Consider the following 16,839-nt stretch of genomic DNA (forward strand, 5'->3'; position numbering starts at 1 on the left):
CCGCCCGTCACCCTGACATTCAAGAGGCGCCGCGCGCGGCGCCTGTCGGAGCATATTTCATGTCCGTATCGGCCCGCCTTCCGCTCGCCGCGCTTCTTTCGATCGGTTTCGTTCTCGCGGGGTGCAGCCAGCCGCAGCAGCAGGCCGCGCCTCCGCCGCCGGCTGTGACGGTCGCGAAGCCGAAGAGCCAGACCATCACCGATTACGACGAATATGTCGGCCGCTTCGTTGCCATCAACGAAGTGAATGTACATGCGCGCGTCTCGGGCTATCTGTCCCAGATCCACTTCACCGACGGTCAATTGGTGAAGGAAGGCGACCTGCTGTTCACCATCGACCAGCGGCCCTTCAAGATCGCCCTCGATTCGGCGCAGGCGAACCTCGCGGTCGCCAAGGCCAATCTCGATTTCGCCCAGACCGACCTCGAGCGCGCCCGCACGCTGCTCCAGGACAAGAATTCCAACGCCATCTCCAAGCAGGCGTTCGACCAGCGCACCCAGACCGAGCGCACCGCGGCCGCCACGGTGCAGGCGCAGGAAGCGGCCGTCGCCTCGGCCAAGCTGGATCTGGAATTCACCGAGCTGCGTGCCCCGGTCGCCGGGCGCATCGGCGATCGCCGGGTTTCGGTGGGCAATTACGTGCTGGGCGGCGCGGGCGCCACGCCCACGCTGCTCGCGATCATCGTCTCCACCGACCCGATCCGCTTCGAATTCACCTTCGACGAGGCTTCGCTCCTGCGTTACCAGCGCCTCAACGACGGCAAAGAGCTGACCGGCGGGCCGGTGAAGCTAAAGTTGATTGATGACAAGAGCTTCGTGCATGTCGGCAAGATGGACTTCCTGAACAACGTGGTCGATCGCGCCACCGGCACGATCCGCGGCCGCGCCCTGTTCGACAACAAGAACGATCTGTTCCGCCCCGGCATGTTCGCGCGCATCCAGCTGCCCGCCTCGGCCGCCTATCAGGCGCTGACGGTGCCGGATTCGGCGATCGGCAGCGAGCAGCTGCGCAAGTTCGTCTATGTGGTCGGCCCCGAGAATGTGATCCAGCAGAAATTCGTCGAGATCGGCCAGCTGGAAGGCAGCGCGCGGGTCGTCAAGTCCGGCCTCGCGCCGGAAGATCTGGTGGTCGTGAACGGGCTGATGCGCGTGCGTCCGGGCGTGAAGGTGACGCCGCAGGAGGCCCCCGCGACGCCCGCCGCCGCACCCGCCGCCGCCAATTCGGGTTCAAGCACCGCCACGGCGAAGTGAGGAGAAGACCCCATGCGCTTCTCCCATTTCTTCATCGACCGCCCCATCTTCGCGTCGGTCATCTCGGTGGTCGTGCTGATTCTCGGCGCGGTGTCCTACCTGCGTCTGCCGGTCGCCCAGTATCCCGAAATCGCGCCGCCGGTGATCACCGTGACCGGCCAATATCCCGGCGCCAGCGCCGAGGTGGTGGCCGAGACGGTGGTGACGCCCATCGAGCAGCAGATCAACGGCGTGGAGGGCATGCTCTATGTCTCCTCCAATTCGTCCGCTGACGGCCGCTTCTCCATCTCCGTCACCTTCGACCTCGGCACCAACCTCGATATCGCCCAGGTGCAGGTGCAGAACCGCGTGGCCATCGCCCAGCCGCGCCTGCCGCAGGAAGTGCAGCAGATCGGCATCGTGACGGCGAAGAGCTCGCCCGACCTGATGCTCGTGGTCAGCCTCTATTCGCCCGACGGCTCGCGCGACCCGCTGTTCATCTCCAATGTCGCGAACGTCCAGATCAAGGACGTGCTCTCGCGCATCGACGGCGTCGGCTCGATCACCGTGTTCGGTGCCCGCGACTATGCCATGCAGGTGTGGCTCGACCCGGCGCGGCTTCAGGAATTGAACCTCACCGCGGGCGATGTCGTCACCGCGCTCCAGGCGCAGAACGTGCAGGTCGCCTCCGGCGTGCTGAACCAGCCGCCGGTGCCGGAGCAGCGCGCCTTCCAGATCGCGGTGCGCACGCTCGGCCGTCTGTCCGATCCCACCCAGTTCGGCAACGTGGTTATCAAGCAGACCAATACCGCGCTGGTGCGGCTGAAGGACGTGGCCCGCGTGGAGATCACCGCGCAGGATTATTCCTCCACCTCGTTCCTCGACCGCGACGTCGCGATCTCGCTCGGCGTGTTCCAGCGCCCCGGCTCGAACGCGCTGTCCACCGGCAATGCGGTGGTGGCGAAGATGGCGGAGCTGGGCAAGGAACTGCCCTCGGGCCTGAAGTACGCGATCTATTACAACCCCACCGAATTCATCCAGCAGTCGGTGGAGGCGGTCATCCACACCATCGGCGAAGCCGTGGTGCTGGTGGTGCTGGTGGTGATCCTGTTCCTCCAGACCTGGCGCGCGGCGATCATCCCGATCCTGGCGATCCCGATCTCGCTGGTGGGCACCTTCTTCGTCATGACGCTGTTCGGCTTCTCGCTGAACAATCTGTCGCTGTTCGGCCTGGTGCTCGCCATCGGCATCGTGGTCGACGACGCGATCGTGGTGGTGGAGAACGTCGAGCGCAACATCGAGGCGGGGCTCAGTCCGCGCGATGCCGCCTACAAGACCATGGACGAGGTGGGCGGGGCGCTGGTGGCGATCTCGCTGGTGCTCTCGGCGGTGTTCATTCCCACCGCCTTCATCACCGGCATCTCGGGCCAGTTCTATCGCCAGTTCGCGCTGACCATCGCCGGATCGACCCTGATCTCGCTGCTGGTTTCGCTGACGCTCTCGCCCGCCATGTGCGCCCTGCTGCTGCGGCCGCATGCGCACGCTGACGCGCCGGTCGCCTGGTATGCGCGGCCCCTGGTCGGCTTCTTCCGCATCTTCAACCGGATGTTCGAGGGCTTGGGCAACGGCTATGCCTGGATGACCCGGCGGCTGGTGCGCATCGTCGCGCTGGTGCTGATCGTCTATGTGGGCATCGTCGGCTTCGGCGGCTATCTGTTCGTGACGACGCCCCAGGGCTTCATCCCGCAGCAGGATCGCGGCTATCTGATCGTCGCCGTGCAATTGCCGCCCGGCGCCTCCATGCAGCGCACCGAGGCGGTGATGAAGGCGGCGGCGGACCAGGTGATCGGCACCCCCGGCGTCGGCCACATCATCAACATCGCCGGCTTCTCGGGCGCGACCTTCACCAACGCGCCCAATGCCGGCGCCATGTTCGTGATCCTGGAGCCGTTCTCCCAGCGCGCCGGCGATCCCGCCCGCACCGCGCCCGCGGTTCAGGGGCAGCTGTTCCGCAAGCTCGCCTCGATCCAGGAAGCCTTGCTGATCGTGGTGCAGCCGCCGCCGGTGAACGGCATCGGCAATGCCGGCGGTTTCCGCATGATGGTGGAGGACCGGGTCGGCGCCGGCTATCCGGCGCTCCAGGGCGCGGTCTATGCCATGATGGGCGCGGCGGCGAAGACCCCCGGCCTGATGCAGGTCTATTCGCTGTTCGAGACCTCGACGCCGCAGATGTATCTCGACATCGACCGGTCGAAGGCCCAGCTGCTCCAGGTGGACGTGGGCAATGTGTTCGCCGCGCTCCAGACCTATATCGGGTCGAGCTATGTGAACGACTTCAACCTGTTCTCGCGCACCTTCCGCGTGCAGGTGCAGGCCGATGCGCCGTTCCGCCTCGACCCGAAGGACATCCTCGCCATCCGCGTGCGCAATGCGGCGGGCGATACGGTGCCGCTCGGCTCGTTCACCACCATCTCGGACATTTCCGGCCCCTATCGCGTGCCCAGGTACAATCTGTATCCGGCTGCGGAACTCGACGGCAGCCCGGCGCCCGGCTATTCCCAGGGTCAGGCGATGGACATCATGCAGAAGCTGGCGGCGCAGGTCCTGCCGCAGGGCTTCGCCTATGAGTGGACCGCGCTCGCCTATCAGCAGCAACGGGCCGGCAACACCGCCATCTTCGCCTTTGCTCTGGGCGTGGTGTTCGTGTTCCTGGTGCTTGCGGCACAATATGAGAGCCTGACCTTGCCGCTGGCGGTCATCCTCATCGTGCCCATGTGCCTGGTGGCGGCGCTGATCGGCGTGATCCTGCGGGGTATGGACAACAACATCCTCACCCAGGTGGGCTTCATCGTGCTGATCGGCTTGGCGGCGAAAAACGCGATTCTGATCGTGGAGTTCGCCAAGCAGCTGGAGGACCAGGGCCACGGGCGCCAGGAGGCGGCGGTGGAAGCCGCCCGGCTGCGTCTTCGCCCCATCGTCATGACCTCGCTCGCCTTCATCCTCGGCGTGGTGCCGCTGGTGTGGGCGGTCGGCGCCGGCGCGGAATTGCGCCAGGCGCTGGGCACGGCGGTGTTCTCCGGCATGATCGGCGTGACGCTGTTCGGCCTCATCTTCACGCCGGTGTTCTATGTCACGGCGCGCTGGCTGGCTGCGCTGGGCGGCAAGCCGGCCAAGGACGGTCCGGGCGACCATCCCGCCGGACCGCAGCGCACAGGTGACCATCCCGCTCCGGCGGAATAGAAAGATGCGCGGCAGAAGCCGCGCGTCATTCCCATCGAGAGCGTCATGCACTCTGCCGAAACCGGTCTACCCTTCGACGATATCCGCCACCTGATCGCGACCCTGCCGGGTCCGGACGAAGCGGCGCGCGACGCCGCGCGGGAGCGGCAGGGCCAATTGGTGAAGCCGCCCGGCGCGCTCGGGCGGCTGGAGGATATCGCCGCCCATCTCGCCGCCTGGCAGGGCAAGGCCATGCCCACGGCCGACCGGCCCATGGTCGCGGTGTTCGCCGGCACCCATGGCGTGACCGAGCGGGGGGTCTCGCCCTATCCCAATTCCGTCACCAAGCAGATGCTCGACACCTTCACCGCCGGCAAGGCGGCGGTGAACCAGATCTGCGCCACCTTCGACGCCGGGCTGCGGGTGTTCGACCTCGCGCTCGACCTGCCGACCGGCGACATCACCCAGGAAGCCGCCCTGGACGAGCGCGCCTGCGCCGCCACCATGGCGTTCGGCATGCAGGCCATCGCCGGGGGGGCGGATGTGCTGGTTCTGGGCGAAATGGGCATCGGCAACACCACGGTCGCCGCCGCCATCTGCCATGGCCTCTATGGCGGCACGGCGGAGGAATGGGTCGGCGCCGGCACCGGTGCGTCGGGCGAAGTGCTCGCCCGCAAGATCAACGCGGTCCGCGAGGCGGTGGAGCTGCACCGCGCCGCGCTCGGCGACCCGCTGGAAGTGCTGCGCCGCCTGGGCGGCCGGGAGCTGGCGGCCATGGCCGGCGCCATCATCTCCGCCCGCCACGAACGGGTGCCCGTGATCCTCGACGGCTATGTGGTGACGGCCGCCGCCGCCGTGCTCCACGCGCTGGACCCGACCGCCCTCGACCATTGCCTCGCCGGCCATGTTTCGGCTGAGCGGGCCCACCGGCAACTGCTGGAGAAGCTGGGCCTGGTGCCGCTGCTGGACCTCGGCATGCGGCTCGGCGAAGGCTCGGGTGGGGCGCTGGCGGTGGGCATCGTGAAGGCCGCGGTGGCCTGCCATCGGGGCATGGCGACGTTTGCCGAGGCGGGCGTTTCCGACAAGGACTGATCCCCGCGGAATGGGCCCCGCGCCGACCGGCTACTCGGCCGCAGGGGCAAGGCGCGCCGCGCGCAGTGCGTGCGGCAGGTCCTGCACCGGGGCGTGCGGTTCCAGCTCCGGCGCGTCCCGCCCGCCCGCCATCTCCGGTTCCGCCGCCGGCAGCGCGCGGGAGGCGGGGAAGGTGACCTGCGCGCGGGTTCCGCCCGCCGGCCGTGGGTCCAATGTCAGCCGCGCGTCGTGCAGGGCCGCGAGGCCGCGCGCGATGGCAAGCCCCAGCCCGGCGCCGCGCCCGGTGGCGAGATCGAGCCGGCTCTCGCGGTTGTGCGCCGACAGTTTCAGCGGCAGCTCGGCGCTATCGATGCCCGGGCCGGTATCCTCGATGGCGAGGAACGGCGCGCCGGTTTCGCTCGTGCCCACATGCAGGCTCACGGTGCCGCCGGCGGGCGTGAACTTCACCGCATTGGCGAGCAGGTTCAGCGTGATCTGCCGCAGCGCCCGCTCGTCCGCCCACAGGCGCGGCGCGCCCGCAGACGCGCCCACGGCAAGGCGCATGCCCTTGCCATGGGCGGACAGGCGCATCATGTGGGCGCAGTCCGCCGCCAGCGCATCGAGGCAGACCGCCGTCTCCAGCAGGGTGCGGTGGCCGGTCTCGATGCGCGCCACGTCCAATATGTCGTCGGCGAGCGCCAGCAGATGGCGGCCCGAGCTGTGGATGTCGCGGGCGTAATCGCCATAGGTCGCGACCGCATGGGGGCCCAGCACCTCGTCGGCCATCATTTCGGAAAAGCCGATCACCGCGTTCAGCGGCGTGCGCAATTCGTGGCTCATCTCGGCGAGGAAGCGCGACTTCGCGGCGTTTTCCGCCTGCGCATCGGCGATGTCCTGCCCGGCACGCACAGCTGCCTGCGTCAGAGCCGCCAGCGCCCGGGTGCCGACGCGCAGCGCGCGGCGAAGGCGCAGGCCCTGCCGGGCGGCCTCAAGCGCGGGAAGCCCGCAGATGGCCAGGACCAGCGCCAGGACCGGAAGCGGCGGCCGAAGGGCGGCCGCGAGCAACGCCAGCGCCAGCGTGGCGCCCGCCGCGATCACAAGGCGCCCGGCCGCGCGCCGCGCGGCGCGGTGGGCCGCTTCGAGATCGCGGGCCGCGTCGGGAATGTCGAAGGGGGGGGCGCTGCGGAATCCGTTCGGCATCCCGGCCCCGGTGGGGCCGAGGGCGGGGCGAGCGCCAGAGCCGAAGAGGCGTTCCATGGCCCGAACCTTCCGCACACCCGCAGGCAGGTGAGTCCGCCGGCGGGAGGTTTCAGGATGACTCCTGCGCGAGGAGGGTTAATGAATGGTTAACGCGGCGGGGCCCCATTGACCATGCGCACGGGAATCGCGTCTTGCACCGCATGCGCCCGCGCGATCTGCTCACCGCCGCTGCCCTTCTGTTGGCTCTCGCCGCCCTCGCGGCGCTGCTGACGCGCGCGGACGAGATCGCCGGCCCGGCCTTCGCCGTGGACGGCGACACGCTGCGCATCCTGGATGTGCGCGTGCGGCTCGAGGGCATCGACGCGCCGGAACTGGCCCAGACCTGCGGCGCGCCGCGCGCGACTTGGCCCTGCGGGGCAAGGGCTCTGCACCGGCTCGCGCAGGTGCTCGACGTGCCCCTGGTCACCTGCCGCCTGCGCGGCACCGATGCCTATGGGCGGCGCATCGGCACCTGCACGGCAGGCGGTCGCGACGTGGCGCGCGTGATGGTGGAGGAGGGCTTGGCCCTGGCCCTGTCCGGGCGCGCCTACGGGAGCGAGCAGGACGCGGCGGAGCAGCAGCGCCTCGGGATCTGGAGCGGACCGTTCCAGCGCCCGGCCGCGTGGCGCGCGGACCATCCGCGCTGATCCGCTCGCGTGCTTGACCCAGGCGGTGCCGCGTGGTGAGTGCCCGCAAAACACCGGAGGCGACGCCATGCAGCTTTATCAGACCACGGGTGCCCCGAACCCGCGACGGGTGGCCATCTTCCTTGCGGAGAAGGGCATCACGGTCCCCACGGTCGAGGTCAATCTGAGCAAGCTCGAGCATTGGCAGGACGAGTTCGTGAAGCTGCATCCGCGCCGCCGGGTCCCGGTTCTCGAACTGGACGACGGCACGGTGATTGCCGAGACCATCGCCATCTGCCGCTATTTCGAGGCGGTGCAGGGCGAGCCGCGCCTGTTCGGCACCACGCCGACGGAACAGGGGCTGGTCGAGATGTGGCAGCGCATGGTGGAGATCGAGCTTCTCATGGCGATCCAGTTCGCCTTCCGCCATCTCCATCCCCGCATGGCGGAGCGCGAGCAGCCCCAGGTGAAGGAATGGGGCGAGGCGAACAAGCCCAAGGTGCGGGATTTCCTGTTCTTCCTGGACTGCCAGCTGGACAGCCATGCCTTCGTCGCCGGTGCGAATTTCAGCGTCGCCGATATCACGGCCGGTGTGGCGCTGGACTTCGCGGCCACGGCGCGGATCGAGGTTCCCGCCGAGCTGAACAACATCGCCCGCTGGCGCGCCGAGATGGCGGAACGCCCGAGCTTCAAGGCCTGAACCGCCCTTTCGCCCGCGCGGGGCCATGCCTATGTGAAGCGGCCGCCGGTGTGGCGGCGGCTTCGGCAGGGCCGGCGTGTGGCGATGATAAAGGCTGAGATCGGAACGGACGGCGGCGCGGCCGCGGCGCAGACGGCGCCCGCACCCGCGCCGCGCGAGGATCTTGCCGCGCTGGTGGCCGATATCCGTGCCTGCCGCGCCTGCGTCGAGGCGCCGCTGGGCGCACCTCTGCCCCATGGGCCGCGCCCGGTGCTGCGGGTGTCGCCGACGGCGCGGATTCTTGTGGCGAGCCAGGCGCCGGGCACCAAGGTGCATCTCTCCGGCCTGCCGTTCACCGATGCCTCGGGAGATCGCCTGCGCGCCTGGATGGGGGTGAGCAAGGACGAATTCTACGATGTCGCGCGCATCGCCATCGCTCCCATGGGCTTCTGCTTTCCCGGCCAGGACGCGGCCGGCGGCGACCTGCCGCCGCGGCGGGAATGCGCGCGCCTGTGGCATGACCGCCTGTTCGCCGCCCTGCCGCAGTTCGACATCGTGCTGACCATCGGCCGGCCGGCGCAGGCCTATCATTTCCGCCGCCTCGGCCTCGGCGATCTGCTCGGCTCCAGCCTGACGCAGACGGTGGAGAACTGGCGTGCGGTGCGGGCGGCGGCGGGCCCGCGCCTCTATGCCTTGCCCCATCCGTCCTGGCGCAACACCGGCTGGCTGAAGCGCCATCCCTGGTTCGAGGCCGAGGTTCTGCCGGACCTGCGCGCGGATGTGCGCGACGCCCTCTCGGGGCGGTAGGTGCCGCCCGCGCGCGAGCGGGCTCCGGCGTCTTTGCGCCGGCGGCACCTTGTGCCAAGCCTTGCCTCCCGCCACCTGATGCTTTACCGCCCCCACGTGAATGCGAGGCGGCCACCCGGCGTACGGGTGTCGGTCCATGAAGGAGACGCGGAATGTCCGAAGTGACGGAAGCCGAGGTTCGGGCGACGCTCGCTCAGGTTCGCACCCCTGAAGGCGTGCCGCTGTCCGCCTCGCCCGCCCTGTCCGGCGTCGTCGTCACCTCCGGCAAGGTCTACCTCTCCATCAATGTGGACGCGGCCCAGGCGCGCGCCTGGGAGAGCGTGCGCATGGCCGCCGAGACGGCGGTGAAGGCCATGCCGGGGGTCGCCTCGGCCCTGGTGGCGCTGACCGCCGAGCGCAAGATGGGCACGGCTCCGGCGGGCCCGCGCCCGGCCGGCGGGGGCCACGCCCATGGCGCGCCGGGCGCCGCGCCGGCGCGCGCCATCGAGGTGCCGGGCGTCAATGCAATCATCGCCGTTGCCTCCGGCAAGGGCGGGGTCGGCAAGTCCACGGTCGCCATCAATCTCGCGCTCGGCCTGCGCGACCTCGGCCTGAAGGTCGGCCTGCTGGACGCCGACATCTACGGCCCCTCGGTGCCGCGCCTCTCGGGCGTGCACGGAAAGCCCGAACTGGTGGACGGGCGCATCATGCTGCCGCTGGAGAATTTCGGGCTCCAGCTCATGTCCATCGGCTTCATGGTGGAGGAGGATACCCCCATGATCTGGCGCGGGCCGATGGTCATGTCGGCGCTGTCGCAGATGCTGCGGGAAGTGAAATGGGGCCCGCTCGACGTGCTGGTGGTGGACATGCCGCCCGGCACCGGGGATGCGCAGCTCACCATGGCGCAGCAGGTGAACCTGGCCGGGGCGGTGATCGTCTCCACCCCGCAGGACCTGGCGCTGATCGACGCGCGGCGCGGCATCGCCATGTTCAACCGCGTGAACGTGCCGATCCTCGGCGTGGTGGAGAATATGTCCTATTTCCTGTGCCCCCATTGCGGCGAGCGCTCGGACATTTTCGGCCATGGCGGCGCGCGGGACGAGGCGAAGAAGATGAACGTGCCGTTCCTCGGCGCGATCCCCCTGCACATGCGCATCCGCGAAATGTCCGACGCCGGCGTGCCGGTCCTGGTCAGCGATCCGCAGAGCCCGCAGGCCGAACTCTATCGCGACATCGCGCGCAACGTGCGCGCCTCCATGGATCGGCTCGGCGCAAGCGCGCGCAAGGCGCCGCGGATCGTGATCGAATAGGCGCCCATGACCCTGCGGCATCTGCGAATTTCTTCCGCGCGCCGGTCGCCAAGGTGGGGTTGCATCCGTTAGAACAAAGTCGCGGATGACCCCGCGACACTTTGGCCTTACGCAGGTGGTCATAAAAGAATTTCAGGGAGTGCAATCAATGAAACGCCGTGAGTTCCTCACCGCCGCCGGCGCGGGTGTCGCCGCTTCCACCGCCATCGCCATGCCGGCGATCGCCCAGACCATGCCCGAAGTGAAGTGGCGCTGCACCTCGTCCTTCCCGAAATCCCTCGACACCATCTACGGCGCCGCCGAGCTGATGGCGAAGTCGGTGGCCGAAGCCACCGACGGCAAGTTCCAGATCCAGGTGTTCGCCGCCGGCGAAATCGTGCCCGGCCTGCAAGCCCTCGACGCCACGCAGAACAAGACCGTCGAGATGTGCCATACGGCGTCTTATTACTACGTCGGCAAGGACCCCACGTTCGCGTTTGGCTCGGCGTTTCCGTTCGGCCTCAACGCCCGCATGATCAACGCCTGGTTCTACCATGGCGGCGGCCTGGAGCTGCTGAACGAGTTCTACAAGAAGTATAACGTCTACATGCTGCCGGGCGGCAACACCGGCGGCCAGATGGGCGGCTGGTTCCGCAAGGAAATCAAGACGGTCCAGGATCTCCAGGGCCTCAAGATGCGCATCGCCGGCATCGCCGGCCAGATCATGGCCAAGCTCGGCGTCGTGCCGCAGCAGCTGGCCGGCGGCGACATCTATCCCGCGCTGGAAAAGGGCACCATCGATGCGGCCGAATGGGTCGGCCCGTATGACGACGAGAAGCTCGGCCTCCAGAAGGTCGCGCAATATTATTACTATCCCGGCTGGTGGGAAGGCTGCGCCTCGCTGACCTTCTTCTACAACCAGGAAAAGTGGAACGAGCTGCCGAAGAATTACCAGGCGGTTCTGCGCTCCACGGCCGCCCAGGCGAACGGCGACATGCTGGCCAATTACGACGCCAAGAACCCGAAGGCGGTTCAGAGCCTCGTCAAGGCCGGCGCCCAGCTGCGTCGTTTCCCCAATGAGATGATGGACGCCTGCTACAAGGCCGCCCAGGAACTCTATGAGGAAATCGGCGCCAAGAACCCGGACTTCAAGAAAGTCCACGATCACGCCAAGGCGTTCCGCAACGAGGAATATCTGTGGTGGCAGATCGTCGAATATACCTATGACGACTATATGGTGCGCGCCCGCACCCGCGGCTGATCAAGCCGCCTTCTGAGCATGCAGAAGCGCCCGGAATGCAGTGCATTCCGGGCGTTTTTCATTGAGCACCGTTACGCTTGACCTGGTCGGCGCTCAGGCCGGTCAGCGGCTCGGACCCGGGGTCGCCTGGGTGCGGCCGCCTTCCTGCGCGGGACCCTTGTGCGGATCCTGGCCGGCGGCGGTGCCGCTGCGCGGGGTGATCGAACCCGTGGTGTCGATCACCCCGCCGGACGTGCTGCTGCCGCCGGGGCTCGCCTGGGTGCGGCCACCCTCCTGCGCGGGGCCGGAATGCGGATCGCCCGCCGTGGTGCCCGAGCGCGGGGTGGGGGCGGCGGCCTTGTCGTTGGGCGCGATGACGCCGGAACCGCTGGGGCCGGGGGTCGCCTGGGTGCGGCCGCCTTCCTGCGCCGGGCCCTTGTGCGGATCCTGTCCTGCCGCGGTGCCGCTCATCTGGGCGGACGCGCCGATGGTCGAGAGGGCCAGGAACGCTGCCGTGGCCAGAGTGAGTTTGCGCATGCTGTGTTCTCCTTAAGTGAACTCCCACTGCGCACCCAACGCGAGCCCGGCTAAGTTGGTTCAATCACACAAAGTTTGAGCGCGGGCGCGGCGCTAGAGCGGAACCATTCCGCCGCTGCTTGATCTCGCTTCGCCGCCCGCCTAGTGTCCGCGCGCGTTCCCGGGGGAGCGCCTCGCGTGCTCAAAGGCCGCGATGCGGGGCGGGAAGCGGCGCGGCCGCGGCCCGCGATCCGCCTCGCCGCCGCAGTCAGAACGATGCCATGATCGATCCCGCGCTTCCGTCCCATATGCGGCCCGACCGGTCCTTCCAGGGCCTCCTGCTGGCGCTCCAGCGCTTCTGGGCGGACCGGGGCTGCGTCGTGCTCCAGCCCTATGACATGGAAGTGGGCGCCGGCACCTTCCACCCCGCGACGACGCTGCGGGCGCTGGGTCCGAAGCATTGGCGCGCCGCCTATGTGCAGCCGTCGCGCCGCCCCAAGGATGGGCGCTATGGCGAAAATCCCAATCGCCTGCAGCATTATTACCAGTTCCAGGTGATCCTGAAGCCGTCGCCGGACAATCTCCAGGACCTCTATCTGCGCTCGCTCGCCGCCATCGGCATCGACACCGCGCTGCACGACGTGCGCTTCGTCGAGGACGATTGGGAGAGCCCGACGCTCGGCGCCTGGGGCCTCGGCTGGGAATGCTGGTGCGACGGCATGGAAGTGTCCCAGTTCACCTATTTCCAGCAGGTGGCGGGCTTCGAGTGCGCCCCGGTTTCCGGCGAGCTGACCTATGGCCTGGAGCGCCTCGCCATGTATGTGCAGGGCGTGGAGAATGTGTACGACCTGAATTTCAACGGCCGCGAGGGGGCCGAGAAAACCACCTATGGCGACGTGTTCCTCCAGGCGGAGAAGGAATATTCGCGCCATAATTTCGAACACGCCGACACCGACATGCTGTTCGAGCAGTTCAAGATGGCGGAAGCCGCCTGCGCGAAATATCTCGCAGCGGGAGACGCCGGCGAGCGCCACCTGATGGCCCAGCCGGCCTACGACCAGTGCATCAAGGCCTCGCACGTTTTCAATTTGCTGGATGCGCGCGGCGTGATCTCGGTCACCGAGCGCCAAAGCTATATCCTGCGGGTGCGCGAACTCGCCAAGGGGTGCGGGGCGGCGTGGCTGAAGACCGAGGCGGGTGGCGCCGCCGCCTGAGGCGCGAGGGGGAGGCACCATGAGCGGGGCGATGCCCATGGATTCGACCGCGCCCGCACCGGAGCGGCCCGCCACGCCCCACATGCTGGCCGCGGGGGCGGCGGGCAACCTGCTGGAATGGTACGATTTCGCCGCCTACGGCTTCCTCGCCAGCATCTTCGCGACGAACTTCTTCCCCAATTCCAGCCCGGTCATCGGCCTTTTGTCGGCGTTCGGCATCTTCGCCGCCTCCTTCCTCATGCGGCCGCTGGGCGCGGTGGTGTTCGGCCATATCGGCGACCGCTATGGTCGCCAGCGGGCGCTGTTCATTTCCGCGGGGCTGATGACCGTATCCACGGTCGCCATCGGCCTTCTGCCCACCTATGCCATGGTCGGCGCGGCGGCCCCGGTGCTGCTGCTTGTGCTGCGCCTCGCGCAGGGCGTGTCCATCGGCGGGGAATTCACGACCTCGGCCGTTTTTCTCGCCGAGAACAGCCCGGCCCGCTGGCGCGGGCTCGTCAGCTCGTTCTCCACCGTGGGCAGCAATGGCGGCACGCTGCTCGGCTCCGGCATCGGCGCGCTGACCGCCTCTTTCCTCACCCAGGACCAGCTGGTGGACTGGGGCTGGCGCATTCCCTTCCTGCTGGGCGTTGTGCTTGGCGGCTTCGCCTTGTTGGTGCGCAAGTCCATGGCGCAGGACGCGGGCACGGCCGAGGCCGGCGACGAGCCGCCCGTGGTGCGGGCGTTCCGGGAGGACTGGCGGGCGATCCTGCGCGCCAATTCCATGACCTTCCTGGTGGGCGTGATCTTCTATCTGATCTTCGTCTATCTCACGACCTACATGCAGCAGGTGGACCATCTCAGCGCGCGGGTGGCGCTTCAGATGAACACCGCGAACATGATGGTGACGCTGATCCTGTGCGTCGTCTTCGCCGCGCTCAGCGATCGCATCGGCCGCAAATGGGTGCTCGGCGCCGGCTTCTTCGGAATGATCGTGTTTTCCTGGCCGCTGTTTCGCCTGCTGAGCAGCGCGGTTCCCGAGGAGGTGTTTCTCGGGCAGCTGGGCTTTGCGGTGCTGATCGCGCTCGGCGGCGGCACCATGCCGGGCACGCTGGTGGAGATGTTCGCCCGCCGCACCCGCTGCTCGGCGGTGGCGATCAGCTGGAATCTCGGCATCGGGCTCGGCGGCGGCACGGCGCCCATCGCCGCCGTGTTTCTCCAGGAGCGGCTGGAGAGCGCCATGGCGCCGGCGCTGTATCTGATCGTGCTCGCGGCGATCGCGCTCGCCGGCCTTCTCACCATGGAGGATCGCGCCGGCCAGCCGCTGGACCGCGAACAGCGGGGCACGCCATCTCGACGCGCTGCGCGAAACCCTCTAGGCAACAGCCTGACCTGACTTCACTCCAGAAGGCGCCCGCGCGCCGCCCCCCGTTCGCCGGGAGGATGAGCCAAAGCCAATGCCCGATCTGCTCCTTGAATTGTTCAGCGAAGAAATTCCGGCCCGCATGCAGGCGCAGGCGGCGGAATCGCTCCGCAAGCTCGTCACCGACGCCCTGGTGGAACGCGGCCTGCTCTACGAGGGCGCGAAAGCCTTCGTGACGCCGCGGCGCCTTGCGCTGGCCATCCACGGGCTGCCCGGGCGGCAGAGCGATACGCGCGATGAGAAGAAGGGGCCGCGCGTCGGCGCGCCGGAGGGCGCGATCCAGGGCTTCCTGAAGAGCGCCGGCCTTGCCTCCATCGATCAGGCGAGCATCCAGAGCGACCCGAAGAAGGGCGATTTCTATGTGGCGGTGGTGGAGCGCCCCGGCCGGGCGACTACCGAGGTGATCGCCGAGATCGTGCCGCAGATCGTGCGCAGCTTCCCCTGGCCGAAATCCATGCGCTGGGGTTCAGGCAGCCTGCGCTGGGTGCGGCCGCTACATTCCATCCTGTGCACCTTCGGTACCGAGGTGGAAGATCCCGAGGTGGTGCATTTCGAGATCGACGGCATCGTCTCCTCCGACATCACCCACGGCCATCGCTTCCTGGCCCCGGCGCCCATCAAGGTGCGGCGGCTGGAGGATTATCTCGCCAAGCTGGAGGCGGCCAAGGTGGTGGTCGACCGCGACCGCCGCAAGGACATCATCCTCGCCGACGCAAAAGACCTCGCCCTGGTCCACGGCCTGGATCTGGTGGAGGACGAGGCGCTGCTGGAGGAGGTGGCCGGTCTCGTGGAATGGCCCGTCGTTCTCATCGGCGCGTTCGAGGAGGATTTCCTCTCCATCCCCGACGAGGTGATCCGCGCCACCATCCGCGCCAACCAGAAGTGCTTCGTGCTGAAGGACCCGAAGACCGGGCGCCTCGCCAACCGCTTCATCCTGATTTCCAACATCGCCGCGAGCGACGGCGGCGGTGAGATCGTCGCCGGCAACGGGCGGGTGATCCGCGCCCGCCTGTCGGATGCGAAATTCTTCTGGGACACGGACCGCAAGGGCACGCTGGAAGGCCGCCTCGGCAAGTTCGATTCCGTCACCTTCCACGAGAAGCTCGGCAGCCAGGGCGCGCGCATCGCGCGGATCGCCCGCCTCGCGCAGGAGATCGCCCCGCAGGTGGGGGCGGATCCCGCGCTGGCCGCGCGCGCGGCGCTGGTGGCGAAGGCCGACCTGCTCACCGAGGTGGTGGGCGAGTTCCCCGAGCTTCAGGGCCTGATGGGCCGCTATTACGCCCAGGGCGAGGGCTTGCCGGCCGAGATCGCCGCCGCGAGCGAGGATCATTACAAGCCGCAGGGTCCCTCGGACCGCGTGCCCACCGCGCCGGTGTCCATCGCCGTCGCCCTGGCGGACAAGATCGACACGCTGGTCGGCTTCTGGGTGATCGACGAGAAGCCGACGGGTTCCAAGGATCCCTATGCCCTGCGCCGTGCGGCGCTCGGGGTGATCCGCATCGTGCTCGACAATGATCTGCGTCTGCCGCTGCTGCCATTGCTGGTCTCCGCGACGCGCCCGATCCTCGGCGAGGCCCATTATGCCAGCCATCCGCATGACGTGTTCCGCGTGGGTGCGCTGGCCGACAAGGTGGTGAGCGACCTGCTCCAGGGTCTCGCCCGGCGCATCCTGAAGCTCGCCCCCGGCGCGGAGGTGCCCGCCATCGAGCGGGCCGAAGGGCAGACCCTGTCCGGCGATCTGGCGCGCGACCTGCTCGCCTTCTTCGCCGAGCGGCTGAAGGTGCACATGCGCGAGCGCGGCGCCCGGCACGATCTGGTGGACGCGGTGTTCGGCCTTGAGAACCAGGACGACCTGCTGATGATCGTGCGGCGCGTGGAGGCGCTCCAGCGCTTCCTGGAAACCGAGGACGGCAGGACCCTGCTGGCCGGTTATCGGCGCGCGGTCAACATCCTGCGCATCGAGGAGAAGAAGGACGGCGAGCGCTACGAGGGGCCGGCGGATGCCCGCTTCCTGGTGGAGCCGGCCGAGGAGCGCCTCGCGGCCATGATCGAAACCGTCAAGCCGCAGGTGGCCGAAGCGGTGGCGCGGGAGGATTATGCGGCCGCCATGGCGGCGCTCGCGCATCTGCGCGGCCCGGTCGATACCTTCTTCGAGGCTGTGACGGTGAATGCGAGCGAGCCGCAATTGCGCATCAACCGCCTGAAGCTGCTGGATGAGATCCGCGCCTCCACGCGCGCGATCGCGGATTTCGACCGGATCGAGGGGTAATTCCCGGTCCGCCGCGCCGCCGGCGTTCTCCAATACCATCAAATACCGCCGTGCCTTGCG

At 68.4% G+C, this 16,839-nt stretch carries 13 protein-coding genes; 11 read left to right on the top strand and 2 right to left on the bottom strand.

Features of this window, described 5'->3' with window-relative positions:
* Positions 1–59 precede the first annotated feature (59 nt).
* From V5F84_RS08525 to cobT, 3 genes are read left to right on the top strand one after another with little or no spacing between them, the layout of a single operon-like run.
* A complete protein-coding gene (locus V5F84_RS08525; RefSeq protein WP_394044226.1) occupies positions 60–1,250 on the top strand; it encodes an efflux RND transporter periplasmic adaptor subunit in 1,191 nt (396 codons plus the stop codon).
* Between the two features lie 12 nt (positions 1,251–1,262).
* Positions 1,263–4,469 (top strand): efflux RND transporter permease subunit, encoded by a 3,207-nt coding sequence (locus V5F84_RS08530; protein WP_394044227.1) that lies wholly within the window; start codon positions 1,263–1,265, stop codon positions 4,467–4,469.
* Between the two features lie 45 nt (positions 4,470–4,514).
* Entirely contained in the window at positions 4,515–5,540 is a 1,026-nt protein-coding gene (cobT, locus tag V5F84_RS08535) for a nicotinate-nucleotide--dimethylbenzimidazole phosphoribosyltransferase (protein WP_394044228.1), read from the top strand.
* 30 nt (positions 5,541–5,570) lie between these two features.
* On the opposite strand, the gene V5F84_RS08540 is transcribed toward cobT, so the two are convergent.
* A complete protein-coding gene (locus V5F84_RS08540) occupies positions 5,571–6,776 on the bottom strand; it encodes an ATP-binding protein (protein ID WP_509277189.1) in 1,206 nt (401 codons plus the stop codon).
* A gap of 143 nt (positions 6,777–6,919) precedes the next feature.
* Here V5F84_RS08540 and V5F84_RS08545 point away from each other — a divergent pair, with 143 nt between their 5' ends.
* From V5F84_RS08545 to V5F84_RS08565, 5 genes are all read left to right on the top strand, one after another.
* Positions 6,920–7,405, top strand: a complete 486-nt coding sequence (locus V5F84_RS08545; protein WP_394044317.1) for a thermonuclease family protein — start codon at positions 6,920–6,922, stop codon at positions 7,403–7,405.
* Positions 7,406–7,472: 67 nt separating this feature from the next.
* A complete protein-coding gene (locus tag V5F84_RS08550) occupies positions 7,473–8,084 on the top strand; it encodes a glutathione S-transferase family protein (RefSeq protein ID WP_394044230.1) in 612 nt (203 codons plus the stop codon).
* Positions 8,085–8,162: 78 nt separating this feature from the next.
* Positions 8,163–8,870 (top strand): uracil-DNA glycosylase family protein, encoded by a 708-nt coding sequence (locus tag V5F84_RS08555; RefSeq protein ID WP_394044231.1) that lies wholly within the window; start codon positions 8,163–8,165, stop codon positions 8,868–8,870.
* Positions 8,871–9,022: 152 nt separating this feature from the next.
* The gene (locus tag V5F84_RS08560) at positions 9,023–10,159 is read left to right on the top strand and encodes an Mrp/NBP35 family ATP-binding protein (protein WP_394044232.1); all 1,137 of its coding nucleotides are present in this window, start codon (positions 9,023–9,025) and stop codon (positions 10,157–10,159) included.
* Positions 10,160–10,307: 148 nt separating this feature from the next.
* On the top strand, positions 10,308–11,399 hold the full coding sequence (locus V5F84_RS08565) for a TRAP transporter substrate-binding protein (protein ID WP_394044233.1): 1,092 nt from the start codon (positions 10,308–10,310) through the stop codon (positions 11,397–11,399).
* A 102-nt stretch (positions 11,400–11,501) separates the two neighbouring features.
* Here V5F84_RS08565 and V5F84_RS08570 read toward each other — a convergent pair whose 3' ends face one another.
* Positions 11,502–11,915 (bottom strand): hypothetical protein, encoded by a 414-nt coding sequence (locus V5F84_RS08570; protein WP_394044234.1) that lies wholly within the window; start codon positions 11,913–11,915, stop codon positions 11,502–11,504.
* 263 nt (positions 11,916–12,178) lie between these two features.
* On the opposite strand from V5F84_RS08570, the gene V5F84_RS08575 reads away from it, so the two are divergent.
* The 3 genes from V5F84_RS08575 (at position 12,179) to glyS (ending at position 16,779) form a co-directional block, all read left to right on the top strand.
* A complete protein-coding gene (locus tag V5F84_RS08575; protein WP_394044318.1) occupies positions 12,179–13,108 on the top strand; it encodes a glycine--tRNA ligase subunit alpha in 930 nt (309 codons plus the stop codon).
* Between the two features lie 19 nt (positions 13,109–13,127).
* Positions 13,128–14,483 (top strand): MFS transporter, encoded by a 1,356-nt coding sequence (locus V5F84_RS08580; protein WP_394044235.1) that lies wholly within the window; start codon positions 13,128–13,130, stop codon positions 14,481–14,483.
* 61 nt (positions 14,484–14,544) lie between these two features.
* Positions 14,545–16,779: a glycine--tRNA ligase subunit beta gene (gene glyS / locus V5F84_RS08585; protein WP_394044236.1), complete on the top strand. Its 2,235-nt coding sequence runs from the start codon at positions 14,545–14,547 to the stop codon at positions 16,777–16,779.
* Positions 16,780–16,839: the final 60 nt, after the last annotated feature.

Source organism: Roseixanthobacter liquoris, assembly GCF_043195135.2.
Lineage (GTDB): Bacteria > Pseudomonadota > Alphaproteobacteria > Rhizobiales > Xanthobacteraceae > NCEH01.